The 24,259-nt window shown below is 67.1% G+C and carries 21 protein-coding genes; 13 read left to right on the top strand and 8 right to left on the bottom strand.

Features of this window, described 5'->3' with window-relative positions; translation table 11 throughout:
- Positions 1–5: 5 nt before the first annotated feature.
- Together C8C99_RS17820 and ruvA are read right to left on the bottom strand one after the other, a co-directional pair.
- A complete protein-coding gene (locus C8C99_RS17820; RefSeq protein WP_056647258.1) occupies positions 6–1,922 on the bottom strand; it encodes a trypsin-like serine protease in 1,917 nt (638 codons plus the stop codon).
- A 118-nt stretch (positions 1,923–2,040) separates the two neighbouring features.
- Entirely contained in the window at positions 2,041–2,616 is a 576-nt protein-coding gene (ruvA, locus tag C8C99_RS17815; protein WP_108626461.1) for a Holliday junction branch migration protein RuvA, read from the bottom strand.
- 80 nt (positions 2,617–2,696) lie between these two features.
- Here ruvA and C8C99_RS17810 point away from each other — a divergent pair, with 80 nt between their 5' ends.
- The 4 genes from C8C99_RS17810 to C8C99_RS17795 all read left to right on the top strand — a co-directional run bounded on the left by C8C99_RS17810 (position 2,697) and on the right by C8C99_RS17795 (position 6,429).
- A complete protein-coding gene (locus tag C8C99_RS17810) occupies positions 2,697–3,653 on the top strand; it encodes a PhoH family protein (RefSeq protein WP_108626460.1) in 957 nt (318 codons plus the stop codon).
- 62 nt (positions 3,654–3,715) lie between these two features.
- Complete coding sequence (gene ybeY / locus C8C99_RS17805; RefSeq protein WP_056647268.1) at positions 3,716–4,174, top strand: rRNA maturation RNase YbeY; 459 nt, start codon at positions 3,716–3,718, stop codon at positions 4,172–4,174.
- Positions 4,175–4,354: 180 nt separating this feature from the next.
- On the top strand, positions 4,355–5,101 hold the full coding sequence (locus C8C99_RS17800; protein ID WP_233247259.1) for a sulfite exporter TauE/SafE family protein: 747 nt from the start codon (positions 4,355–4,357) through the stop codon (positions 5,099–5,101).
- A gap of 116 nt (positions 5,102–5,217) precedes the next feature.
- Positions 5,218–6,429 (top strand): nitrate/nitrite transporter, encoded by a 1,212-nt coding sequence (locus C8C99_RS17795; protein ID WP_233247258.1) that lies wholly within the window; start codon positions 5,218–5,220, stop codon positions 6,427–6,429.
- Positions 6,430–6,608: 179 nt separating this feature from the next.
- On the opposite strand, the gene C8C99_RS17790 is transcribed toward C8C99_RS17795, so the two are convergent.
- The 3 genes from C8C99_RS17790 to C8C99_RS17780 form a co-directional block, all read right to left on the bottom strand.
- Positions 6,609–7,055, bottom strand: a complete 447-nt coding sequence (locus tag C8C99_RS17790) for a universal stress protein (RefSeq protein ID WP_015015916.1) — start codon at positions 7,053–7,055, stop codon at positions 6,609–6,611.
- Between the two features lie 73 nt (positions 7,056–7,128).
- Positions 7,129–7,587 (bottom strand): D-aminoacyl-tRNA deacylase, encoded by a 459-nt coding sequence (gene dtd, locus C8C99_RS17785; RefSeq protein WP_056647275.1) that lies wholly within the window; start codon positions 7,585–7,587, stop codon positions 7,129–7,131.
- Positions 7,584–8,534: a cation diffusion facilitator family transporter gene (locus C8C99_RS17780; protein ID WP_056647278.1), complete on the bottom strand. Its 951-nt coding sequence runs from the start codon at positions 8,532–8,534 to the stop codon at positions 7,584–7,586. Before C8C99_RS17780 ends, dtd begins: the two co-directional genes overlap by 4 nt.
- Positions 8,535–8,643: 109 nt before the next feature.
- Between C8C99_RS17780 and C8C99_RS17775 the strand changes: the two genes are divergently transcribed.
- The 4 genes from C8C99_RS17775 to C8C99_RS17755 all read left to right on the top strand — a co-directional run bounded on the left by C8C99_RS17775 (position 8,644) and on the right by C8C99_RS17755 (position 12,294).
- Positions 8,644–10,188, top strand: coding sequence for a sensor histidine kinase (locus C8C99_RS17775; RefSeq protein ID WP_056647281.1), 1,545 nt, complete (start codon positions 8,644–8,646; stop codon positions 10,186–10,188).
- The gene (locus tag C8C99_RS17770) at positions 10,178–10,816 is read left to right on the top strand and encodes a response regulator transcription factor (protein ID WP_108627224.1); all 639 of its coding nucleotides are present in this window, start codon (positions 10,178–10,180) and stop codon (positions 10,814–10,816) included. Before C8C99_RS17775 ends, C8C99_RS17770 begins: the two co-directional genes overlap by 11 nt.
- Before the next feature lie 250 nt (positions 10,817–11,066).
- Complete coding sequence (locus C8C99_RS17760; RefSeq protein ID WP_008907144.1) at positions 11,067–11,561, top strand: heme-binding protein; 495 nt, start codon at positions 11,067–11,069, stop codon at positions 11,559–11,561.
- Between the two features lie 40 nt (positions 11,562–11,601).
- Positions 11,602–12,294 (top strand): ankyrin repeat domain-containing protein, encoded by a 693-nt coding sequence (locus tag C8C99_RS17755; protein WP_108626458.1) that lies wholly within the window; start codon positions 11,602–11,604, stop codon positions 12,292–12,294.
- A 93-nt stretch (positions 12,295–12,387) separates the two neighbouring features.
- Here the strand turns inward: C8C99_RS17755 and dbpA are convergent, their stop codons facing one another.
- Together dbpA and C8C99_RS17745 are read right to left on the bottom strand one after the other, a co-directional pair.
- On the bottom strand, positions 12,388–13,806 hold the full coding sequence (gene dbpA / locus C8C99_RS17750) for an ATP-dependent RNA helicase DbpA (RefSeq protein WP_108626457.1): 1,419 nt from the start codon (positions 13,804–13,806) through the stop codon (positions 12,388–12,390).
- A gap of 33 nt (positions 13,807–13,839) precedes the next feature.
- Entirely contained in the window at positions 13,840–15,120 is a 1,281-nt protein-coding gene (locus C8C99_RS17745; RefSeq protein ID WP_108626456.1) for a DUF4010 domain-containing protein, read from the bottom strand.
- A gap of 158 nt (positions 15,121–15,278) precedes the next feature.
- On the opposite strand from C8C99_RS17745, the gene C8C99_RS17740 reads away from it, so the two are divergent.
- The 4 genes from C8C99_RS17740 (at position 15,279) to C8C99_RS17725 (ending at position 21,080) form a co-directional block, all read left to right on the top strand.
- Entirely contained in the window at positions 15,279–17,342 is a 2,064-nt protein-coding gene (locus C8C99_RS17740) for a bifunctional diguanylate cyclase/phosphodiesterase (RefSeq protein ID WP_108626455.1), read from the top strand.
- Positions 17,343–17,387: 45 nt separating this feature from the next.
- Positions 17,388–18,869 carry an AMP nucleosidase gene (locus C8C99_RS17735; protein ID WP_108626454.1) on the top strand — a complete coding sequence of 494 codons (1,482 nt, stop codon included), beginning with the start codon at positions 17,388–17,390 and terminating at the stop codon, positions 18,867–18,869.
- A gap of 21 nt (positions 18,870–18,890) precedes the next feature.
- Positions 18,891–20,027, top strand: coding sequence for a GGDEF domain-containing protein (locus C8C99_RS17730; RefSeq protein ID WP_056647307.1), 1,137 nt, complete (start codon positions 18,891–18,893; stop codon positions 20,025–20,027).
- Positions 20,028–20,144: 117 nt separating this feature from the next.
- Positions 20,145–21,080 (top strand): ATP-binding cassette domain-containing protein, encoded by a 936-nt coding sequence (locus C8C99_RS17725; protein ID WP_108626453.1) that lies wholly within the window; start codon positions 20,145–20,147, stop codon positions 21,078–21,080.
- Between the two features lie 111 nt (positions 21,081–21,191).
- Here C8C99_RS17725 and purT read toward each other — a convergent pair whose 3' ends face one another.
- Positions 21,192–22,406: a formate-dependent phosphoribosylglycinamide formyltransferase gene (gene purT / locus C8C99_RS17720; protein ID WP_056647312.1), complete on the bottom strand. Its 1,215-nt coding sequence runs from the start codon at positions 22,404–22,406 to the stop codon at positions 21,192–21,194.
- 86 nt (positions 22,407–22,492) lie between these two features.
- On the opposite strand from purT, the gene C8C99_RS17715 reads away from it, so the two are divergent.
- Positions 22,493–24,127, top strand: coding sequence for a sigma-54-dependent Fis family transcriptional regulator (locus C8C99_RS17715; RefSeq protein WP_108626452.1), 1,635 nt, complete (start codon positions 22,493–22,495; stop codon positions 24,125–24,127).
- Positions 24,128–24,259: the final 132 nt, after the last annotated feature.

The raw sequence follows: 24,259 nt of genomic DNA, 5'->3' as shown, positions 1-24,259 counted from the left end.
CTTACTCAGTTACCCGTCCATGCGTAATAGGCAATGCCTTCGTAATTGAAGTCCTTGTAATTAGCGATCACAAAATCACGCTCTGCGGCACTGATCGTGAAGAAATGGGTTCCTGTTACAGGCCTGTAAAACCGATAGATCGGTGTAGAACCATCGCTCACTGCCGTCTGCGCGTACCAAATTGGGCCCTCGTAGTTGTACACGGGGTAGTTGGCGCGAACAAAGTCACTTTCCGCTTGGCTGATGGTGTAGAAATGTGCCCCGTTGCCGGTATTGAAGAAGCGATACACAGTACTTTGCCCCACAGCAGGCTGTGCATAGGCGTAGAACGCGATGTTCTCGTAGGCGAATTCCGGGTAAGTGCTGATTACGAAATCACGCTCGGCGGCGCTCGAGGTGAAGAAATGGGCCCCGGTTTTGCTGTTGTAGAACCTGTAGATAGCCGTGCGACCCGAACTATTGGCTGTCGATGCCAGCCAGTTCTTCAGCGCTGCGTTGTAGGCCACGTCGAATCGGCCATAGTAGTCGGGTGACGACTTGTTGGTGCAGATGGCCACGCCACCGTACAAGGTACCCACAACTTTGCCGTTTCGGAACAGCGCCGAGCCACTGCTCCCCCCCTCGGTGGTGCCCTGGCTCCAGTTGACCCGGTAGTAGTTACCGCTGGTCCCCGTGCACGTGAACGTCGTGTCAGATGCGGTAGTACATGACGATTGACTGACCACCGCGCCATAGCTCAGCTTGAGCAAGTCTCCGCGGGGATGGTGCAAGCCAATGGTGGAGACCCCAGCCGCAACGGTGGACGCATCCCACCCGGCAAAAACGGCTCCCGCAGGAGGCGTGTCGTTCAGCAAGAGGAACGAGGTATCACTGTCAGCGCTGGCGTAGAGAAGCTTGGCCCCACCCACCTTCTTGGTGCTCGAGCTCTGCAGCGCACCACTGTTGCAACTGGATGAACGGAAAAACCAGTCCGTCTGCAAGGTCGAAGCCACGGTCTGATCTGAAATGCAGTGGTTGGCACTGAGAAAGTAGGGCTTGCCACTGGAGCTGCCATCGTTGAGCAAGGTGCCGGTGCAAAGGTAGGCGCTCGCCCCCTTCACAAAGACCATGCGCGCGACCGCGTTGCGCTCACTGGCACCGTCGTTATAGCAAGTGGCATCCAGGTTACAGGTATCCGCGTCTCCAATGGCTTTCGTGCCTTGCTGCACCTGCGCCTGGTATTCCTGCTCCGTAGGCACGGCCAGATTCGCGAAGATGTGCGACAGCTGGGGTACCGATATTTGTAAGGTATTCGCGGCCAGGCCAGGCGGCAACTCCACTTCCAGCGTCGCCTCACCAGCCCCGGTGTCGGGTGTCCACCAGGTGCGAGCAGCTTCCGAACGGTCACCCGCCGCCTGATTGCGCTCAATCAGCTGCAGAATTTCCTGCCCGGAGATCTCGAACACCTTGCCAGGCGCTGCTTGGGTGTAAACGCGCACGACGGCACTGCCAGGCAGTTGCTGAACCAGCACACCCAATCGCAAACCATAGGCCCCTTCTGCGCTGAAGCTCACCGCCGCAACCAAGCCGCCTGCGGATGTTTTGCGCCACTGCCACAGGGCTCCCATGGCCGATGCAGACTTTGTAGCCTCTACGCTGCGGCCTTGGCCCACGAGCCGAGGACCCACGGAGTCCACAGACAGGGTTTTTTCCGCAGCCAGCGCTTCCAACGCAACCGCTGTTGCTTCGGGCGCAGCAGCGGCGCTGCGCGATTTGATGCGGACAACGTCCTGGACAGCCTCTGCGGGCTGAACCCGGCTGTCCACCTTGGAGAGCAGCGGTGCATTGACGGCAGCGTCGCCCGAGCCACCGCCACAACCGACCAGCAACGCGGCCGCGGTGAGGACGGCAGGCATCCAGCGCCAAATAGAAAACTTCTTCATTGTCTGCATCCTTGAATTCGCCACAACTCACACGCCCCATCCCGGAGACAGGCCGGCGAGAGGCCACGCACATCAGTCCCGGCCCACAACGCCGGGCACGGGTTTTCGAGAGCGATTATCAGCGCGCCAACGCCTTCAACGCCATCTTGATCCCCTCGCTCACCCCCACCTCCGCTGGCAACGCCTTGAGCGCGGCCGCGGCCTCCTTGTCGTTGTAGCCCAAAGCCAACAGCGCCTGCAGAATGTCGGCCTGCGCATCGCTGGTAGCCGCGCCACGCACAGCACCGATGTCGGCACCCAGCTTGCCCTTGAGTTCCAGCAGCAAACGCTCGGCCGTCCTCTTGCCGATGCCCGGCACCTTCACCAGACGGCCCGCCTCCTGCAACGAAATCGCTTGGGCCAGATCGCTCACGCCCATCCCACTCAAGATGGACAACGCCGTGCGCGGCCCCACGCCGGAAATCTTGATCAGCTCGCGAAACGCTTGGCGCTCAGGAGCGGTTGCAAAGCCGTACAGCAACTGTGCATCCTCGCGCACGATGAACTGCGTCAGCAAGCTCACTCGCTCGCCCACGGCGGGCAGGTTGTAGAACGTGCTCATGGGCACATTCACCTCGTAGCCCACACCGTGGCAGTCCAGCAGCACCTCGGGGGGATTCTTCTCCAGCAGGGTGCCGGTCAATTTGCCTATCATTGATGTCCTTTGGCGACGCGGGCGTGACATGCCGCGCCGTCGTTCTTGCCGTTTTCCGTTGCCTGACTGGAATTATCCGCGTGATCCTGCGCCACACCTTCACCCCCCACAACAACACCCGGCTCACCCACTTGTGTGGCCCGGCCGATGCGCACCTGCGCACCATCGAGGTGGCCTTGCAGGTGAGCATTGCGCACCGGCACGAGCAGTTCAAGGTCGATGGCCCCAAGGCCAAGGCCACGCAGGCGATGGAGCTACTGCAGGCCCTGTATGAAATAGCCGAGCGCCCCATTGGCGAGGACTACATCCAGCTGATGCTGGCGGGCGACAGCGAGCTGCTGGAGGCCCCGGACGACGCCATCATCCTCAACACCCGCCGCGCCGACCTGCGCGGGCGCACCCCCACGCAGAATCTGTATCTGCAGAACATCGCCACGCACGACATCACCTTCGGCATTGGCCCCGCAGGCACCGGCAAGACGTACCTTGCCGTCGCCAGCGCTGTGGATGCGCTGGAGCGCAGCAGCGTGCAGCGCATCGTGCTGACCCGCCCGGCGGTGGAGGCGGGCGAGCGCCTGGGTTTTCTGCCTGGCGACCTGACGCAGAAGGTGGACCCGTACCTGCGCCCGCTGTACGACGCGCTGTACGAACTGATGGGGCATGACAAGGTGCAAAAAGCCTTCGAGCGCAACGCCATCGAGATCGCACCGCTGGCTTTCATGCGTGGGCGCACGCTGAACAATGCCTTTGTGATTTTGGACGAAGCGCAAAACACCACGCCCGAGCAGATGAAGATGTTCCTCACCCGCATCGGCTTTGGCGCCAAGGCCGTGGTGACCGGTGACGTGAGCCAGATCGACCTGCCCAAGGGCACCCTGAGCGGCCTGATCGACGCCGAGCGCGTTTTGAAGCGCGTCAAGGGCATCTCCATCACCCACTTCACCAGCGCCGACGTGGTGCGCCACCCGCTGGTCGCCCGCATCGTGGACGCCTACGACGCCCCCCGCCGCGCGGCCGCTGTGCGTGCACGCGACTGAACTCCTAATTTGATAGCTGCTTGCGCTCACGCATCAAGCGCTAAGTGCCAAAAGCAATCCAAATGCCACTGAACCAACTCTCCCTGTCGCTGCAGTTCGGCGCCTTTGACGGCGTGACCGCCCACCGCGCGGTGCTGACGCGCCACAAGGTCACGCGCTGGATTCGCCACGCCCTGGCCACCGACGCCGAGATCACCGTCCGCATCGTGGGTGCTGAAGAAGGCCAGCAGCTCAACCGCGAGTACCGCAAGAAGGACTACGCCACCAACGTGCTCACTTTCGACTACACCCAGGAACCCATGGTGACCGCCGACCTGGTGCTGTGCGCCCCGGTGATCGAGCGCGAAGCGAAGGAGCAGAACAAGAGCCTGGAAGAACACTACGCCCACATGCTGGTGCATGGCACGCTGCACGCCCAGGGCTGGGACCACGAAACCAGCGAGGCCGACGCCGAGGAGATGGAGGCATACGAGACCGACATCCTGCAAGAGCTGGGGTTTGAAGACCCCTACGCGACCTGACCAGCTGCAGGGCTCCCCCGCGACTCGGTGGACAACCCACTTTTAAAACGCCGCCTTAAAACGCAGCCGCAGGCAAAGCAGTCGCACCTTTTACAGTCGCAATCCGGACTGCAACGCCCAACATCTCCACCTAACATCGGTGCAATGCCGCGTGCGCAACGCCGTGGCCAAGGAAATACTTTGGAAACCGCCCTTCTCGTCGCTGCCGCCTTCGTCGCCGGCGCCCTCAATGCCGTCGCCGGTGGCGGCAGCTTTCTGACGCTGCCCGCCCTCGTCTTCACCGGCGTGCCGCCCGTGGTGGCCAATGCCACGGGCACCGTAGCGCTGTTGCCGGGCTACATGGCAGGTGCCTGGGGCTTTCGGGAGGACATGCAGCCGCCGCCCGGCCTGTCCATGCGGGCGGTGGTGGTGCTGGCCCTCATCGGCGGCTCGGCCGGGGCTGCGCTGCTGCTGATCACGCCCGACGCCACCTTCCGCAAGGTCGTGCCCTGGCTGCTGCTGGCGGCCACGGCAATGTTTGCGCTGGGCCCCCGGCTGCGCCAGTGGGCCGGTGCGTCGGCCCATGGCCCTGCTGCGCCGTGGAAGGCGGCCCTGGGCATGCTGGCCGTGGCGGGGTATGGTGGCTACTTCAACGGCGGGCTGGGCATCCTGCTGTTGGCGCTGTTCGGCCTGCTGGGGCAAACCCAGCTCAACGCCATGAACGGCATGAAGAACCTGGTCTCGGCCCTGCTCACCGCGATTGCGGTAGCCATCTACGCAGCGGGCGGCATCGTGCTGTGGCCCCAGGCGCTAGTGATGATGGTGGCCGCCACCGCCGGCGGCTACGGCGGCGCCCGCGTGGCACGAAAGCTGCCTGCCAACGTGCTGCGCTGGGGCATCGTGGCCACCGGGCTGGTGATGGCGGCGGTGTTCTTCTGGCGGCAGTGAACAGCAGCCCCTCAGCCCCGCCGCCAACGCCCAGGTACACGCCTGCGGCGGCACCGGCACCCGCGCCGACACCCAGGGCAGAGAGCGGCCGCCCGCCGACCCGCGTGCTGTGGGCCATGCTGCTCACGCTGCTCAGCGGGTTTGCGCTGAGCCAGGCGTTTCGCACCACCACCGCCATCCTGGCCCAGGGGCTGACTGCCGAGTTCGGGCTGTCGCCGGGGTCTCTGGGGGCCTTTGCCGGGCTGTTCGGCCTGTCGTTCGGCGTGGCCCAGTTGCTGATGGGTGTGGGGCTGGACCTGTGGGGCCTGCGACGCACGGTGCTCACCGCCTTCCCGCTGGCGATTGGCGGTGCTGCGCTCTCGGCGGCAGCGCCCGGCTATGCGTGGCTGATGGTGGGCCAGCTGATGATCGGCGTGGGCTGCTCGCCCGCGTTTCTGGCCTGCACGCTGTTCATTGCGCGGCATTTTCCGGCCGACCGGTTTGCCTACCTGTCGGGCGTGGCCATGGGCGTGGGTGGGCTGGGCCTGCTGTTCACGGGCACACCGCTGGCCTGGCTGGTGCAGCACGGCGGCGGCTGGCGCACGGGCTATTTCGTGCTGGCAGTGCTCAGCGCGCTGTCGTGGCTGCTGATCTGGCTGCGGGTGCACGAGCCCGCCCCGCTGGTGCCGCCCCCGGCGCAGCGCGAAACCTGGGGCCAGGCGCTGCTGGGCTTTGGCCACCTGCTCACGGTGCCGCACACCTGGGGCATTCTGCTGCTGGGCATGTCGGGCTACGCCGCATTTTTGTCGCTGCGGGGCCTGTGGCTGGCGCCGCTGCTGATGGACCGCTACCACCTCACGCTGGTGGACAGCGGCAACGTGGCGCTGGGGCTGTCGCTGATTGCACTGTTCGCCCCCGGGTTGGCGGGCCGGCTGGATCCTGGCGTCAAACGCCGCCGGTGGTGGATTGGCAATGCCTCGCTGCTCATGGCCGGGCTGTTCGCGCTGCTGGCCTTTTTGCGGGTGCACCCTGCGGCCAGCGTGGTGCTGATTTTGCTGATGGGCCTGCTGTCGGGCTACGGCGTGCTGCAGTACGCCGATGTGCGCGCGTCGTACCCGCCCGCACTCACGGGCCGGGCCCTGTCCGCCTACACCATGGCGATGTTTTTGGGCGTGGCGCTGATGCAGTGGTTCACCGGCATCGTGGCCACCGGCGCCCAGCGTCTGGGCTGGGATGCCCACACGGCCGTCATGCTGGCCATTGCGGCCTGGCTGGCGCTGGCGTCGACGGCGTTTCGGTTTTTGCCTGTGTCGCCACTGGTTTCTTCGCAGACACCAGAACCCCAATAGCCTGTAGCGCCGGCCTATCAAGACTGACGGCTACGGCCGCGCCCGCGGGGCGCGCCAACGCCTGCCAACGTGCTGCGCTGGGCCATCATGGCCACCGGGACGGTGATGCCGACGGTGCTCTTCTGGCGGCAGTGACGGGCTGACCTACCCCGTGGTCAGGACCGCCGCCCACATGGCGGTCAGCCGCCGCGCACCAGCAACACGGGCACGGGTGACTGGCGCAACACCTGCTCGGCGTCGCTGCCCAGCAGCATGCGCCCCACACCCCGTCGGCCATGGGTGCCCAGAACGATGATCTGGGCGCCCCATTCCTTGGCTTTGGTGAGGATCAGATCACTGACCCGCCCGGAATAACTCTCGAACAGTTCGGCCTCCACCGCAATGCCAGCGGCCTTCGTCCGCGCCTCGGCATCCGACAGCACCTGCTGACCCGCTTCCTTCAAGAGATCGAACACGTTGGGCGGCAACGCCATGGCGGCCTCAAAGCTCGTCATCAGCGAAATTTCATCCACCACATGCAGCAGCTTGATGGTGGAGCCCATCACACGCGCCAGGGCAATGGCCTCATTCAGGCCCGCGAGCGAAGTGGGGCTGCCGTCCACAGGCACCAGGATCTTTTCGTACATGAGAGTTCCCCTTAAAAACCCATCGTAGCGCCTCACCGTGCGCAGGCACACCCCAGGCGGCTCTGTGCAGCACTCAAGCGGCCACCACGGCGGGCGGCATCCGCAGCGGGATCGTCACCGGCCCGTCATTGACCAGGTGCACCTGCATGTCGGCCGCAAACTGGCCGGTGGCGACCACGGGGTGGACTTTGCGCGCCTGGGCCACCAGGTAGTCAAACAGCCGCCGCCCGTCGTCCGGCGCCGCCGCCTGGGTAAAGCTCGGGCGGTTGCCGCCGGTGGTGTCGGCTGCCAGCGTGAACTGGCTGACCAGCAGCAGGCCGCCACCAATATCCTGCACGCTCTGGTTCATCTTGCCCGCCGCGTCCGAAAAAATCCGCAGCTTGAGGATCTTGGCCATCAGCTTGTCGGCCTCGGTCTCGGTGTCGCCGCGCTCGGCGCACACCAGCACCAGCAGGCCCGCGCCAATGGCGCCCACGGTCTGCCCATCGACATCCACTCGCGCTTCGCGCACACGTTGCAATACGCTGATCACTTCACGGCATCCTTCACATCGTCACGGGGGTCGTCGAAATGCGCCTCCACATCGGTGGGCAGCAGTTCGATGGTGGCACGCAGGCCGGGCACGGCCGTCATCAGCGCGCGCTCGACTTGGCCGCGCAGCTCGGCGGCGTGGCGCAGGGTCCAGTCGGCGGGCATGTGCAGGTGCATGTCCACAAATTGGCGCTGGCCTGCGCGGCGGGTGGAGACATGGTCGAAGCGCACAGCGCCCGGCGCCTGGGCCGCCACAAACTGCTGCAGCGTGGCGTCGATGGTGGACTGCACCTCGGGCTCCACCGCTGAATCCATGAGGCCCTGGGACGAGCGCCACACCAGCTCCACGCCCTCTTTCAGAATGTTCAGCGCCACGGCAATCGCCGCCACCGCGTCCAGCCACAGCCAGCCAGTCAAGGCTGCGCCCGCAATGCCCACCAGCACACCGGCCGAGGTCCACACATCGGTGACCAGGTGGCGGGCATCGGCCTCCAGCGCGATGGAGCGGTGCTCGCGCGCCGAGCGGAACATCACCCAGGCCAGCAGCCCGTTCAGGGCCGAGCTGAGCACCGACAGGCCCAGGCCCCAGCCCACCTGCTCGATGGGCTGCGGGTCGAACAAGCGGTGCCCCGCCGCCCACAGGATGCCTGCCGACACGCCCATGATGAGGATGCCCTCGAACCCCGACGAAAAGTATTCGGCCTTGTGGTGGCCGTAGGGGTGGTCGTCATCGGCCGGGCGCTGGGCCACCGTCACCATGGCCAGCGCAAACATGGCGCTGGCCAGGTTCACGAAGGACTCCATCGCATCCGACAACAGACCTACCGAGCCCGTGACTACCCAGGCCAGCGTCTTGAGCGCGATGGTGACCGCCGCCACCGCAATCGACGCCCACAAAAGGTTGCGGGGTGAAAGCCAGGGGTGAGGTGCGGGCGAAGCAGCGGACATGGTGGGTAGGAGAAGAAGCGGAAACGGGCGAGTCGGAAATTACACCAGAGCCACCTTAAGCGCGGTTTAACGGAAGACCCCGGCGCAGCCCCCATGCCAGAATCCGCGCATGCCCCCCGCCTGGCGCCGCCTTCTGCCCCGACACGCCCTGCACCTGCCCAGCCTGCTGCTGTGGGTGGTGGTGGCCTGCATCGGTTGCGGCTGGCTGGTGATGGACCGCCTGCAGCAACTCCACGCGGCATTTGAGACCGACGCACGCATCGTGCACCGGCTGCTGAGCCAGCGCGTGGTGCAGCACGACGCCATCATGGCCACGCTGGCGCTGCTGCAGCCCGCCACTGCGGCGGATGGCCCGCACAACGCGGCCTCGCCCCTGCCCCGCCTCCCGTCGGTGTACCCGCAAATCCTGGACGTGCTGCAGCGCTCGGCCCACAGCGACTGGCCGCCCGCACTGCAGGCCGAGCTGGCAGCGGCCGAGGCCACCTCACGGCGCACGGGCCACGCAGCCATGGCGGGGCTGAACCTGCCCGCAGGCCGTTACTACCTGGTGCTGGCAGGCACGCCCGCCAGCTACGCGCTGCACATCGACCTGCGCACCACCATCCCCACCGACGAGTGGCCCATGGACCTGGCCACCAGCCCGGTGCGCGTGACGCTGGAGCACGGCGGCACGGCCTTTGTGGTGCAGCCCGGCCAGGTCGACCGGGGCAGCGGCATCCGCACCTACGACTTTCACAAACTGCTGGCCGCCCCCAGCCAGCCGCTGGACGTGGTGGCCCGCCGCAGCGTGGGTCTGCACGAACTGCCCTGGTGGCGCATGCTGGGCTGGTGCCTGCTGACGGCCGCGCTGTGGGCCGCAGGCCGCGCCCTGTGGCGCCAGCGCGTGGCCCGCCAGCGGGCCGAAGAGCTGCTGCGCCTGGGCCAGGTGGCGCGGCTGAACACGCTGGGCGAACTGGCCGCGGGCATGGCGCACGAGCTGAACCAGCCGCTCACGGCGCTGCTCTCCAGCACGCAGGCCGCCCAGCGCCTGCTGGCCGACGACCCGCCCGAACTGGCCACCGCGCAGACCGCCATGGCCCGCGCGGTGGAGCAGGCGCGCCGCGCATCCACCGTGGTGGGCCGCCTGCGCCGTCTGGTGGAGCGGCCCGACCTGGCAGGCCAGGCCCAGCCCCTGGCACTGCCCACCGCCGTGCAAGACGTGCTGCACCTGCTGGAGCCCGAGCTGGCGCAGCGCGGCGTGGTGCCCGAGGTGGCTGCCGAACCGGATCTGCCCAACGTACTGGCCGAACCCGTGGCGTTGCAACAGATCATCCACAACCTGCTGATGAACGCCCTGCAGGCGCTGGAGCAGGTGCCACTGGCAGAACGCCAATTGCACCTGGCCATGGTGCGCGTGGACGCCGGGCGCGTGGCCCTCTCGGTGCGCGACCATGGGCTGGGCATACCGCCCGAGGCACGCCAGCACCTGTTCGAGCCTTTCTACACCACCCGCACCGGCGGACTGGGCCTGGGCCTCACGCTGTGCGAGAGCCTGGCGCAGGCCATGGGTGCACAACTGACCCTGGCGCCCGAAGCCACGCCCCCCTCCGCCACTCACCGGGGGGCCGAGTTTGTGCTGACCCTGTGTGCAGCGCCGCCCGCCCATGACCGATAACGCCCGCTCCCTCTCGCCCCTGATCCACCTGGTGGACGACGACGCCGCCGTGCGTGACAGCCTGGGCCTGCTCATCAGTACCGTCGGCCTGCGTGTGCAGACCTGGGCCGACCCGCAGTCGTTCATGGCGGGGTTTGACCGCGCCAGCATCGGCGCCATCGTGCTCGACGTGCGCATGCCCGGCATCAGCGGACTCACGGTACTGGAGCAACTGCTGGCACAGGGCGTGGACCAGCCCATGATCCTGCTCACCGGCCACGGCACGGTGGAGATGTGCCGCCGCGCCTTCAAAGCCGGGGCGGCAGAGTTTCTCGAAAAACCTGTGGATGACGAGGTGCTGATCGAGGCCCTGCAGAACGCCGTGCGCCAGCATGTGCGCTCGCGCGAGCGGCACCAGGCCGACCAGCAAGCGCGTGAACGCTTTGTTCAACTGTCTGCCCGCGAGCGCGAGGTACTGGGCCTGATCGTCGAAGGCCTGACCAACAAGGAAATCGGCCGGGCGCTCGAACTCTCGCCCCGCACCGTCGAAACCCACCGCGCCAACCTGTTTGCCAAGCTGGGGGCCGAGTCGCTGGCGCAGTTGATCCGGCGGTACGCGGCACTGGTGGATTCAGTCCCTGGCGCGTGAAGCCGAGGTTTCGCCAGCGGCCGCCGTGCAAGGGCCGCCCCGCCGCACTGGCGGCGTCCCCCTTCCCGACCCGCGCAGCGGGGCGAGAGAAGGGGGAAGGCGCGCAGCGCCACAGGGGGATGCGTGTATTCAGTAGTTCTACGGAGGCGCGCGCGTAACCACCCGAATGGCTGAAAACAGCGGCAGTTTCTACAGTTCTCCCACGGCGCCACAAAGGGTGGCACCGACGTCACAAACACCGGAGAACACCATGCAAAGCACCCTCGTCAAAGCCGCCGCCCTCACCCTGTCCCTGATCGCCACCGCCGCCAGCGCCGAAGGCGTGCGCACCGAAAAGAACATGTCGCTGGACCTGGCCACGCAGATCGCCGCCCAGACCGTGGCCACCTGCACCGCCAACGGCTACGCCGTGACTGCCACCGTGGTAGACCGTGCAGGCACCGTGCGCGCCGTGCATCGCGCCGACAACGCGGGCCCCCACACACTGGAAGCCAGCCGCCTCAAGGCCTACACCTCGGCATCGGCCAAGAACACCACGCTGGCCATGATGGAAGGCGCGCAGAAGAACCCTGCGGCCGCCAACCTGGTGAACATTCCCGGCTATCTGCTGCTGGGCGGCGGCGTGCCGGTGAAGGTGGGCAACGAAGTGATCGGCGCCGTGGGCGTGGGCGGTGCGCCCGGCGGCCACCTGGACGAGCAGTGCGCCGTGGCGGGCATCGCCAAGGTGCAGGATCTGCTGAAGTAATCACCCATCCTCACCCACAACGCACGCCATCGGAGGCCCCATGAAGCCCTGGAACCTAGTTTTTGCCCTGGCCGCAGCACTGGCCAGCGCCACTCCAGCCCAGGCACAGGTGCCTCCCACGGCGGCAGAAACGGCGGCCTACCAGGGCATGCATGCGGCTGCGGCGCGGGGCGACCTGCAAGCACTCTCCAAACTGATCGCGGCGCGGGCCGATGTGAATGCCCGCGATGGCTACGGCCGCACGCCGCTGCATGTGGCCACCTTTGCCCGGCAGGCAGACGCGATCCGCGCCCTGGCCCAGGCCGGGGCCGATCTGAACGCGCTGGAAAACGATCGCTACGACGCCGTGACCATCGCCGCCGTGGCCGATGACGAGGCCACGCTGCGCCTGCTGCTGCAACTGGGCGCCAGCGCCAAACAGGTGACCAGCCGCTACGACGGCACGGCCCTGATCGCCGCTGCCCACCTGGGGCATGACGGCGTGGTGCGCCAGCTGATCGCAGCCGGGGCGCCACTGGACCATGTGAACAACCTGCACTGGACGGCGCTCATCGAATCCATCGTGCTGGGCAACGGGGGCGCGCGCCACCAGGCCACGCTGCAGGCGCTGCTACAGGCCGGCGCCAGCCAGGCCCTGACCGACCGGCAGGGCAACACGCCCCTGCAGCTGGCGCGCCAGCGCGGCTATGGCGAGATGGTGCAGATGCTGGAGGCAGCCGCCGCCCGGCGTTGAGGCGATGAGGCGATGAGGCGATGAGGCATGGACACAAAACGCTATTAATTCAATAGCTATTAGCGCTTTATTCACTAGCACATCCAGCGCTTTTTATTCAAATTCCTGCGTTCCAGTCACCAGGCGCGCCTTCACCGTCTTGCCCTTTACCCGGCCCTGGTTCAGCCGCTGCACAGCCTGCGCGCCGATGACACGGTCCACCGCCACGTAGGTGGAAAAGTCGTTCACATTGATCTTGCCGATCTGCTCGCGCGTGTAGCCCATGTCGCCGGTCAGCGCGCCCAGCACGTCGCCCGCGCGGATCTTCTCCTTGCGGCCGCCGATGATCTGGATCGTGGCCATGGACGGCACCAACGGGCCACTGCCCGTGGGCGTGAGGTCCGCCAGCGGGAACCAGCGCGATTCGCGGCCCTGCAGTTGCTCGATCTTGCCCACGCTGCCCATCTCGTCCAGGCTGGCCAGGTTCAGCGCCAGGCCTTCGGCGTCGCCCCGACCGGTGCGGCCGATGCGGTGGATGTGCACCTCGGGGTCGGGCGTCACGTCCACGTTGATGACGGCGGCCAAGTTGGCAATATCAAGGCCCCGCGCGGCCACGTCGGTGGCCACCAGCACCGAGCAGCTCTTGTTGGCAAACTGCACCAGCACCTGGTCGCGCTGGCGCTGCTCCAGCTCGCCAAACAGCGCCAGCGCGCTGAAGCCCTGCGCCTGCAGCACGCCCACGAGGTCACGGCACTGCTGCTTGGTGTTGCAAAAGGCGATGGACGAGTCGGGCCGGAAGTGGTTGAGCAGCTGCGACACCACATGCAGGCGTTCGCTGTTTTTCACCTCGTACCAGCGCTGCTCGATCTTGCCCTCGGCATGCTGCGCCTGCACCGTGATCTGCTCGGGCGATTTCATGAACTGGGCGCTGAGCTTGGCGATGCCTTCGGGGTAGGTGGCTGAGAACAGCAGGGTCTGGCGCTCTTTGGGGCACTGGCGCGCCACGGTGGCGATGTCGTCAAAGAAGCCCATGTCCAGCATGCGGTCGGCTTCGTCCAGCACCAGGGTGTTGAGGGCTTCCAGCGTGAGGTGCTGGCGCTCCAGATGGTCCATCACGCGGCCGGGCGTGCCCACCACGATGTGGGCGCCGTGCTCCAGGCTCAGCATCTGGCCACGCAGCGGCACGCCGCCGCACAGGGTGACGACCTTGATGTTTTCTTCGGCACGCGCCAGGCGGCGGATCTCGGTGGTCACCTGGTCGGCCAGTTCGCGCGTGGGGCACAGCACCAGGGCCTGCACGGCAAAACGGCGGGGGTTGAGGTTGGCCAGCAGGGCCAGGGCAAACGCGGCGGTCTTGCCGCTGCCGGTGCTGGCCTGGGCGATCAGGTCCTTGCCCAGCAGGGCCGGCGGCAGGCTGGACGCCTGGATGGGGGTCATCGTGGTGTAGCCCAGTTGCTGCAGGTTGGCCAGCATGGCGGGGCTGAGGGCCAGCGCACTGAAATCAGTGCGGGCTTGGTTTTCTTTGGAGGTCATGGGCCGATTATCCGGCCCGGCCCTCTCAGGCCGCTATGCCTGCAGGGCCAGCACCCCCACAAAGGCCAGGGTGTGCGCCAGCACGCCCGGTGCCACGGCCACAACGTAGCGCCAGCCACCACTGGCGAGGGCCACCACGCATTTGCTGCCCGCATGCACCAGCAGCGCGGCCATCAACGCCTGCACGATGGCGGGTGCGAACGCGCTGTCCGGGCCACCGCGCACCAGCACGGCGGCGGTGGCCGCATGTACGTCGGCCAGGGCCGCCAGCAAGGCGCCCACAAGCATGCCCGCATCGCCTTGCCAGACGGTGAGCCCCTGCACCGCCACCTGGATGCCCGTGAGCAAGGCTGCAATCAGCAAGGCGTCGCGCAGCTTGAACATGGGGGTATCAGGGGGGACGGCAACAGCCCCGTCCACCCCGGCATCTGCAGCCTTGGCGGACCGGCGCGCCACCCCCCGCCCGCCCCACCAGCCCACGGCCGCCGCCACACATCCACCCGCCAGCGCAGGCAGCCACAGCCGCGCCAGCCACTGGGGCTGCACGGTAGCAGCCACCACCACGATCTGCACCATGGTGGCCACACATGAGAGCACCGCAGCCCCGGCGTGGGCGCGTGACGGTGCCCGGCCCGCGCGCACCTCCATGCCCAGGCTGCCGATGGTGGCGGTGCTCGACACAAAGCCCGACGCCAGCGCCGACAGCGCCACCGCATGGCGCGCCTGCATCAGCCGCTTGGCCAGGTGCGCCAGCGACTGGATCACCAGCAGCACGATGACCAGGCGCACCACCACCTGCGGGTTCAGCACCCCTTGCCACAGGGGGGTGTTGGGGGCGAGCGGGTACACCAGCAAAGCCAGCGCAGCCAGAATGAGCCCGCTGCGCACCTCGCCGGGCTGCAACCACTGGTTGGAGAACTGGTGCAGGGCGCCCCGCAGCGCCAGCAGCCCCGTCACCAGCACCGCCAGGGCGGCAGCGAGCAACTGGTCGCGTGCGCAAATCACCCCGATCACATAGGCCAGCAACAGGGCAATCTCGGTGGTCACGCCCGGGTCGCTGGAGCGGTCCCGCGCATAGGCCACCACGGTCAACGCCGCCACCAGCGCGGCCCCCACCGCCACCAGCGCGGGCATGGCCGTCAGCGCAGCAGCGGCCCCCCCTAGAGAGGCCAGGGTGAACGACCGCACCCCGGCCGGGGCCCGGTCGGGCCCCGCGCCCTTGCGGCGCTCCCGCTCGATGCCCATCAGCAAACCGCAGCCCGTCGCGCTCGCCAGCACAGCCAGCGCTGTCGAAAAACCTCCGAACTCCTGCATGGAACTCCCGCCCCTTTCTGGCTTTTTTGTTTCTCTGACCACACCCCATGGTGACAGAAAGGGCCACCATCGCGCCCCGCGCACGGCGGCCATGCGGAGTTGCCCCTAGCCTGAATGTCAGGTGGATCGGCTATAACGAAACCCATCGGAGCCTGCCCATGCAAGACCCCCACAACGCAGCTTCCACCCCTGGCCCCAGTGGCTCCAGCGACGCATTGCTACGGCTGATTGCCGATTCGGTCCCGGCCATGATGGCTTACTACGACCTGCCCGGCCTGCTGTGCCGGTTTGCCAACCAGGGCTACGCGGCCTACAACGGCCACAGCACTGAATCCATTCTGGGCCTCACGGTAGAGCAGGCCATCGGCGCCAAGGCGTGGCAAGTGATCCAGCCGCATGTGGAACGGTGCGTGCAGGGCGAGCACGTGAAGTACACGCGCGAACAGACCCTGCCCAATGGCGAAGCGCGCATGATCGAGGTCAACCTGATCCCGCATTTTGGCGACACGGGGCAGCAGCTGGGCTCGTTTGTGCTGATCACCGACATCACCGAGCGTTGGCGCGCCGAGCGCACCGTGCGCCAGAGTGAAGAGCGCATGCGCAAGTTCACCGAGGCTACGGACGAGGCCATCGTGTTCCACCGCGACGGCATCATCACCGATGGCAATGAGGCGCTGCACCGGCTCACAGGTTTTGCGCTGCACGAGGTGCTGGGCCTGTCGATCTTCAACTTCATCAGCCCCGAATGGCGCGCCACTGCGCTGGAATACACCCGCAGCGGCCGGGAGGACCCCTACGAAGTCACCATCCGCCACAAGGACGGCCATGCGATCCCCGTGGAGGTTGTGGGCAAGACCATGCCACTGCACCACGCGGACTACCGCATCGTGGTGGTGCGTGACATCACGGCCCGCAAACAGGCCCAGGAGCGCGAGGCCTTCATTGCGCTGCACGACCCCCTCACGCAGTTGCCCAACCGCCACTTCCTGATCGAGCAGCTGTCGCAGGTGCTGTCGCTGGCACGCAGGCGCCATGGCCGGGTGGCAGTGCTGTTCATGAACCTGGACCATTTCAAGACCGTGAACGACTCGCTTGGTCACCACGCGGGCGACCAGCTGCTGTGCAACGTGGCCGAGCGCCTGCGCCACGGCGTGCGGGACGCCGATGTGGTCGCGCGGATCGGCGGTGATGAGTTCGTGGTGGTCCTGACCGACGTGCAGACAGCCGACGACGCCGCCATGGTGGCCGACAAGCTGCTGGACTCGATGCATGGTGTGTTCACGGTCGATCAGTTGCCGCTCACCATCTCCCCGTCCATCGGCATCAGCCTGTATCCAGACCATGGAGACAGCGCCGACGTGTTGCTGCGCTGCGCCGACGCAGCCATGCAACACGCCAAGGACAGCGGGCGCGGCAACCGCCAGTTCTACACCTCCAGCATGGAAGCGGGCGCCCTCGACGTACTGCATCAGGAGCGGCTGCTGCGCGACGCCATCGCCCGAAACGCCTTCGTGCTGCACTACCAACCACAAATTTGCCTGGCCGATGGCACGCTGCAGGGCCTGGAAGCGCTGGTGCGCTGGCGCCACCCCGAGCGCGGGCTGGTCGGGCCGGACGAGTTCATCACATTCTCGGAGTCTCGCGGCCTCATTGCACCCATTGGCCGCTGGGTGATGCGTGAGGCCTGCCGCCAGCTCAAGGCGTGGCAGGACCAGGGCCTCGCCATGGTGCCCGTGGCCGTCAACCTATCGGCCCTCGAATTCCGCCAGCGCGACGTGGCCGCCGACATTGCCGCGGTCCTGCAGGAAACCGGGCTCGCCGCGCAATACCTGGAGATCGAGCTCACCGAGTCGGTGCTGATGCACCACACGGGCCAGACCCTGAACACCCTGCACGCCGTCAAGGCGTTGGGCGTCGGCATCTCCATCGACGACTTCGGCACCGGGTACTCGTCCCTGGCCTACCTGAAACGCTACCCCATCGACAAGCTCAAGATCGACCGATCGTTTGTCGCCGACACCCCAGGCAACGCCGACGATGTCGCCATCGTCACCGCCATCATCCAGATGGCCCGCAGCCTGCAACTCAAGACCGTGGCAGAGGGAGTGGAGACGCAGGCGCAAATCGGCTTGCTGGTAGGGCTGGGCTGTGACCTGATGCAGGGGTTTGTGGTGGCAATGCCCATGGATACCGAGGCCGCCGGTCACTGGCTGAAGCAATAGCCGCTGGTTTCCTACCGAGGCCTTCGGCTTGTGGACAATAGGGGTATGCCCCTCATCCCCGAATTCATCGCCCCCACACGCCACACCGACCCGGCCGATGCGCTGGCCCAGGTGCAGCGCATCTACCAGCAGCAAATCGGCCACCTGCGCGACGCCATGCAGCGCTTTGTGGCGGGCGAGACGCCTGAAGGCCCGGTGCGCGCGTTCTACCCGTTTGTGCGGGTGCACACCACCACCGTGGCGCGGGCTGATACCAAGCTGGCCTATGGCTTTGTGGAAGGCCCCGGGCGCTATGAGACGACGCTGACCCGGCCCGACCTGTTTGCCAACTACTACGCCGAGCAGTTCCGCCTGCTGCGCGCGGCCCACAACGTGGAACTGGAAGTGGGCACCAGCACCCACCCGATCCCGATCCATTTCTCGTTTGCCGAGCACGACCACATCGAAGGCACGCTGACCCAGGCCCGCCGCATGCTGATGCGCGACGTGTTCGACCTGCCCGACCTGGCCGCCATGGACGACGGCATCGCCAACGGCACCTGGCAGGCCGCGCCGGGCGAGGCGCAGCCGCTGTCGCTGTTCACCGCGCCGCGCGTGGACTACTCGCTGCACCGCCTGCGCCACTACACGGGCACGGCGCCCGAGTGGTTCCAGAACTTTGTGCTGTTCACCAACTACCAGTTCTACATCGACGAATTCGTGCGCCTGGGCCATGCCGAGATGGCCAAGCCGGACAGCGAATACATCGCATTCATCGAGCCCGGCAACGTGGTCACGCGCCGCGTGGGCCTGAGCGCCGAGGCCGGCGACGAGCTGGGCGCCGCCCCGCCCCGCCTGCCGCAGATGCCCGCTTACCACCTGGTGCGCAAGGACGCGAGCGGCATCACCATGGTCAACATCGGCGTGGGCCCGGCCAACGCCAAGACCATCACCGACCACATCGCCGTGCTGCGCCCACACGCCTGGATGATGCTGGGCCACTGCGCGGGCCTGCGCAACAGCCAGCAGCTGGGCGACTACGTGCTCGCCCACGCCTATGTGCGCGAGGACCATGTGCTGGACGAAGACCTGCCACTGTGGGTGCCCATCCCCGCGCTGGCCGAGATCCAGCTCGCGCTGCAGCAGGCCGTGGCCGATGTCACGCAGATCAGCGGCGCAGACCTGAAACGCGTGATGCGCACCGGCACCGTGGCCAGCACCGACAACCGCAACTGGGAGCTGCTGCCCGACAACACGCCCCAGCGCCGCTTCAGCCAGAGCCGCGCCGTGGCGCTGGACATGGAAAGCGCCACCATCGCCGCCAACGGCTTCCGCTTCCGCGTGCCCTATGGCACCTTGTTGTGCGTGAGCGACAAGCCCCTGCACGGCGAGATCAAGCTGCCCGGCATGGCCAACCACTTCTACCGCGAGCGGGTGGACCAGCACCTGCGCATCGGCATGCGCGCCATCGAGATCCTGCGCAACGGCGGCGTGGACCGCCTGCACAGCCGCAAGCTGCGCAGCTTTGCCGAGGTCGCGTTTCAGTAAACCGCCCCGGGGCCGCCGCGTATGCCACTGGATTTCCTCACCCTGATGACGGTCATGGCGGCCAACCTGTTCATGATCTCGGCCGCGCTGCCGCTGATCATGGGCCGGGACGTGAGCCGTGCGGCCCGCCATGTGCAGGCCAGCATGCTGCTGCAGGCGGTGGCCTGGGCAGCCATCATTGCCTCATCCACCCTGTGGGACCAAGCCCTCTCCACCCTGTCGATTGCCTGCAACGCCGCCGCGCAGTGGATGCTGTACCGGGCGCTGGAGGAATGGCTGGGCCCCCGCCCCTTGCGCCGCCTGCTGCTGCTGCTGGTGATTGCCGCCCCGCTGGGCTACACGCTGGGCTTTGGTCACTACGCCTGGCGCGTGGGCTGGGCCAACTTCTTGATGGCCACCATTCTGTGCATCGTTGCGCGCGCCACCCTGGCGCCCGTGGTCGAGGCCAACCTGCGCTGGCGCAGCCTGCTGCTGGGCTGCCTGCTGACGTCGGCCGCGTTCACGCTGGCGCGGGGCATGCTGGGCGCCTTCACCGACCAGTACTCCAGCTTTCGCACCCCCCACCCTGTCAACCTGGCAGCGGCCGTTGCCACCAACGTGAGCCTGGTGCTCGGCACGGTGGCCGTGCTGGTGGCCTGGCGGTCGGAGGCCGAACACAAGCTGCGCACGCTGGCGATGACGGACGGCCTGACCGGCGTGCTCAACCGGCGCGGCTTCACCACCCAAGGCAGCAGCCTGCTGGCACACGCCGCGCGCCACCAGCTGCCCATGACAGCGCTGATGCTGGACCTGGACCACTTCAAGCAGGTCAACGACACCCACGGCCACGAGGCGGGGGACCGAGCCCTGCAGCTGTTTGCCCGCCTGCTGGGCGGCACCTGCCGCAGCGGCGACCTGGTCGGGCGCCTGGGGGGTGAGGAGTTTGGCGTGCTGCTGCTGCACAACAGCGAGCCCGCCGGCCTGGCGCTGGACCGGCGGCTGCGCAAGCGCCTGCATGCCGCCAGCGTGGCCGAGCTGGGCTTTGCGCTGGACTACAGCGCCGGGATGGCCGTGCTGCAACCTGGCGAAGCCGGCTTGGCGGAGCTGATGGCCCGTGCCGATGGCGCCCTGTATTCAGCCAAGACGGCGGGCCGGGGGCGGCTGGTCGCTGCGGACTGAGGCAAGGAGTCCTGTTTTGATAGCAGCAGGCGCAATACCCACTAGCGCCTGCGGCTGATTCTGGCAAAACCGCCACCCCCAAGCACCACCGGCGCACTCGTCGCACACAATCCCTCCATGACCGCACTTTTTGAAGCCCTGCACCTGCGCAAGCGTTATGGCGAGACCACGGTGGTGGACGACGTGTCTTTTGCCATTGCTCCCGGTGAATGCCTGGGCGTCATCGGCCCCAACGGCGCGGGCAAGACCACCACCATCCGCATGTGCCTGGGCTTGGCGTCGCCCGACGGGGGCGAAGTGCACTTCACCCCCCAGCCCGGCACGGCCCCGCTGCTGATGCCCCGCGATGCGTTGGCCATCAAGGCGCAGCTGGGCGTGGTCACCCAGTTCGACACGCTGGACCCGGACTTCACCTGCGCCGAGAACCTGCACGTGTTTGGGCGTTACTTCGGCCTGAAAGGCGCGGTGATGGACGAGCGCGTGCCCCAGTTGCTGGAGTTTGCCGCCCTCACCCACAAGGCCGATGCCAAGCCAGGCGAACTGTCCGGCGGCATGAAGCGGCGCCTGTCGCTGGCCCGGTCCCTCGTCAACAACCCACGCCTGCTGCTGCTCGACGAGCCCACCACGGGCCTCGACCCCCAAGCCCGCCACCTGATGTGGGAGCGGCTGCAACTGCTGCTGCAGCAAGGCAAATCCATCCTGCTAACCACCCACTTCATGGACGAGGCCGAGCGCCTGTGCTCGCGCCTGCTGGTGCTGGACCACGGCCGCAAGATCGCCGAAGGCCGCCCGCGCGAACTGATTGCCCAGCACCTGGAGCCCGACGTGGTGGAGGTGTTTGGCGTGGGTGCCGTGCAGATGGCGGAAGACGCCGCGCTGCGCACCCTGGCCGCCCGCGTGGAGGTCAGTGGCGAGACCGTGTTTTTCTACACCCAGAACGCGCAGCCGCTGCTGCAGGCGCTGGGCCAGCAAGGCCACCTGCGCACGCTGCACCGGCCCGCGAACCTGGAAGACCTGTTCCTCAAGCTCACGGGGCGACAGATCCGGGAGTGATGAAGCGAAAGGACAGAACGCCGCACGCCGGGCATGCCAATGCTCCTGAATACATAGCTACTAGCGCTTATGGATTAAGCACCAGAAGCCAATTTCTCTCAAATTTCCCAACTACGCCTTGCGTGGCTTGACCTTGCTCGCGGCCAGCTTGGCGTTGGTGCGGGCCGTGTCCACATCGGCCGCGCGCGCCAGTGCCACGCCCATGCGGCGCTTGGCAAAGCTCTCGGGCTTGCCGAACAGGCGCAGGTCGGTGTCAGGCACGCGCAGGGCTTCGTCTACGCCGTCGAACACGATGCCCTGGGCGTCCATACCGCCATAGATCACGGCGCTGGCGCCGGGGTTGCGCAGGCTGGTGTCCACGGGCAGCCCGAGGATGGCCCGGGCGTGCAGCTCGAACTCGCTCTGGTGTTGGGTGCACAGCGTGACCAGGCCCGTGTCGTGCGGGCGCGGGCTCACTTCGCTGAACCACACGTTCTCGCCTTTCACGAACAGCTCTACGCCAAACAAGCCCTGGCCACCCAGGTTGTCGGTCACGGCCTTGGCGATCTGGCGCGACTTGTCGAGCGCTGCCGGGTGCATGGGGTGGGGCTGCCAGCTTTCCACATAGTCGCCGCTCACCTGCACATGGCCGATGGGGTCGCAAAAGCTGGTAACGATCTGGCCGTCGGCGCCCACCGAGCGCACGGTGAGTTGCGTGATTTCGTAGTCAAAATCGATGAAGCCCTCGACGATCACGCGGCCGTGGCTCACGCGGCCGCCGGCCATGGCGTAGTCCCAGGCTTTTTGCACGTCGGCCGGGCCGTCGATCTTGCTCTGGCCCTTGCCGGAGCTGCTCATCACGGGCTTGACGATGCAGGGGTAGCCCACCCCGTTCCCATTCCCGGCGTCAATCGCGGCCTGCAGCTCTTCGAGCGAGTTGCAGAACTTGTAAGGGCTGGTGGGCAGGCCCAGCGTCTCAGCAGCCAGCACGCGGATGCCTTCGCGGTCCATGGTCAGGCGCGCGGCGCGGGCCGTGGGGATCACGCGCACGGTGCCGGCGGCTTCCAGCTCTTCGAGCATGGGGGTGGCGATGGCTTCAATCTCAGGCACGACGAGATGCGGGCGCTCGGCTTCGATCAGCGCCTTGAGCTGGGCCGGGTCGCTCATGGTGATGGTGCGCGCGTGGTGGGCCACCTGCTGGCCGGGCGCGTTGTCGTAGCGGTCTACGGCGATGGTCTCGACCCCGAGACGCTGCAGCGCAATCAGCACTTCCTTGCCCAGCTCGCCCGAGCCCAGCAGCATGACTTTGGTGGCGTGGGGAGACAGGGGGGTTCCGAGGGTGGTCATGGTGGTGCTGCTTTCGGCAAAGGTCTAAAGGAAGGAATGCGGGCAACTTTAATGCAACCGGGCGCAGAACTTGCAATGCAGACTCCATGCCCCCAACGCCCTCTGCTCGCGCCTCCCAGGGCGCCCTCACCGACTGGCACGCGCAGGAGCTGCTGCTGATGCGCGAGGTGATGCGCCTCATCGGCCGCAGCCTGGCGCCCGGCCTGGTGCTGCGCGAAATGCTGCACCTGATGAGCGAGCTGCTGGGCCTGAACCGGGGTCGCATCGTGCTGGTGGACGCAGCGCCCACCGCCCCAGCCGGCGCGCCGCGCACCGCCGCCATCCAACATGCCTACGGCCTCACCCAGGCCGAGGTGGCGCGGGGCCGTTATGCCTGGGGTGAGGGCATCACGGGCCGGGTGCTGGCCACGGGGCAGCCTGCCATCGTGCAGGACATCGATGCCGAACCGCTGTTCCTGGCCCGCGCGGTGGCGCGCAGCCAGCTGCCGCCCGAGACGGTGGCCTTCATCGCCCTGCCCATCGAGGTCAACAACGCCCCCATCGGCGTGCTGGCCTGCCACCGCATCCGCAGCCGCCAACGCCACCTGAACGACGACCTGGCGGTGCTGCGCGTGCTGGCCACGCTGGTGGGGCAGCTGCTGCAGCTGGAAGCGCTGGTGGCCGAGCAGACACGGCAGCTGGAGGCGCGCAACGCCGTGCTGGCCAATGCGCTCAATACCAAGAGCGCACGCTACGGGCTCATTGGCAGCTCGCCGCCACTGCTGCAGGCCCTGAGCGAGCTGGAGCGCGTGTCGCAAACCCAGGCCACCGTGCTGCTGCTAGGCCAGTCGGGCACGGGCAAGGAGCTGTTTGCGCGCGCCGTACACCTGGCCAGCGGGCGGCGCGACCGGCCCTTCATCAAGGTCAACTGCTCGGCCATTCCGGACGCGCTGTTCGAGTCTGAACTGTTTGGCTACGAGAAAGGCGCATTCACCGGCGCCAGCACAGCCCGCGCGGGCTGGTTTGAGCAGGCCGACAGCGGCACCATCTTTCTGGACGAGATTGGCGAGCTGCCGCTGGCCCTGCAGTCCAAACTGCTGCGCACGCTGCAAGAGGGCACGCTGGTGCGCCTGGGCGGGCAGCGCGAGGTCAAGGTCAACGTGCGCCTGGTGGCGGCCACCCACCGCGACCTGGCGGCCGATGTGGAGGCCGGCCGCTTTCGGCAAGACCTGTACTACCGCCTGCACGTGATTCCGATCCACCTGCCCTCGCTGGCCGAGCGGCGGGAGGACATCCGCGCGCTGGCACTGCACTTTGTGAGCCGCGCCAACCAGGCGCACCAGCGCAATGTGAACCTGTCGCCCGACGCGCTCGCGCGGCTGGAAGAACACCCCTGGCCCGGCAACATCCGCGAGCTGGGCAATGTGATCGAGCGGCTGGTGCTGCTGACCAATGACACGCTGGTGACGCGGGCGGAGCTGGACCGGTTTCTACCGGCTGCGTCCGTGCCCTTGCCACCGCCGCCTGCACCGCCGCCCCCAGCCACCACCGGCGCAGCAGCACAGCCGGCCGCCACCCCGGCGCCGCTGGTGCGTGACTACGCACCCGCCCAGTCGCACAGCGTGTTGGTGCTGCAGGCAGCACTGGCCGAGCACCACGGCAACCAGTCGCGCGCTGCGCAGAGCCTGGGGCTGACGCTGCGGCAGTTCAGCTACCGGCTGCGCAAGGCGGGTCTGAAGTGACGGCGGACACTGTGTCGACAATTTGTCAACACAGTGTCCAGGACCGTCTGGTCCACCCCGACCAGCGACATGTGGCAACACCCCATTCACTATCAAATCAATAGCTGTCAGCGCATATTCCACTAGCGCATT

The organism is Acidovorax sp. 107 (genome assembly GCF_003058055.1).
Classification (GTDB): domain Bacteria; phylum Pseudomonadota; class Gammaproteobacteria; order Burkholderiales; family Burkholderiaceae_C; genus Acidovorax.
The sequence above is the reverse complement of the archived record's forward strand: the minus strand, read 5'-3'. Positions and strand labels throughout refer to the sequence as shown.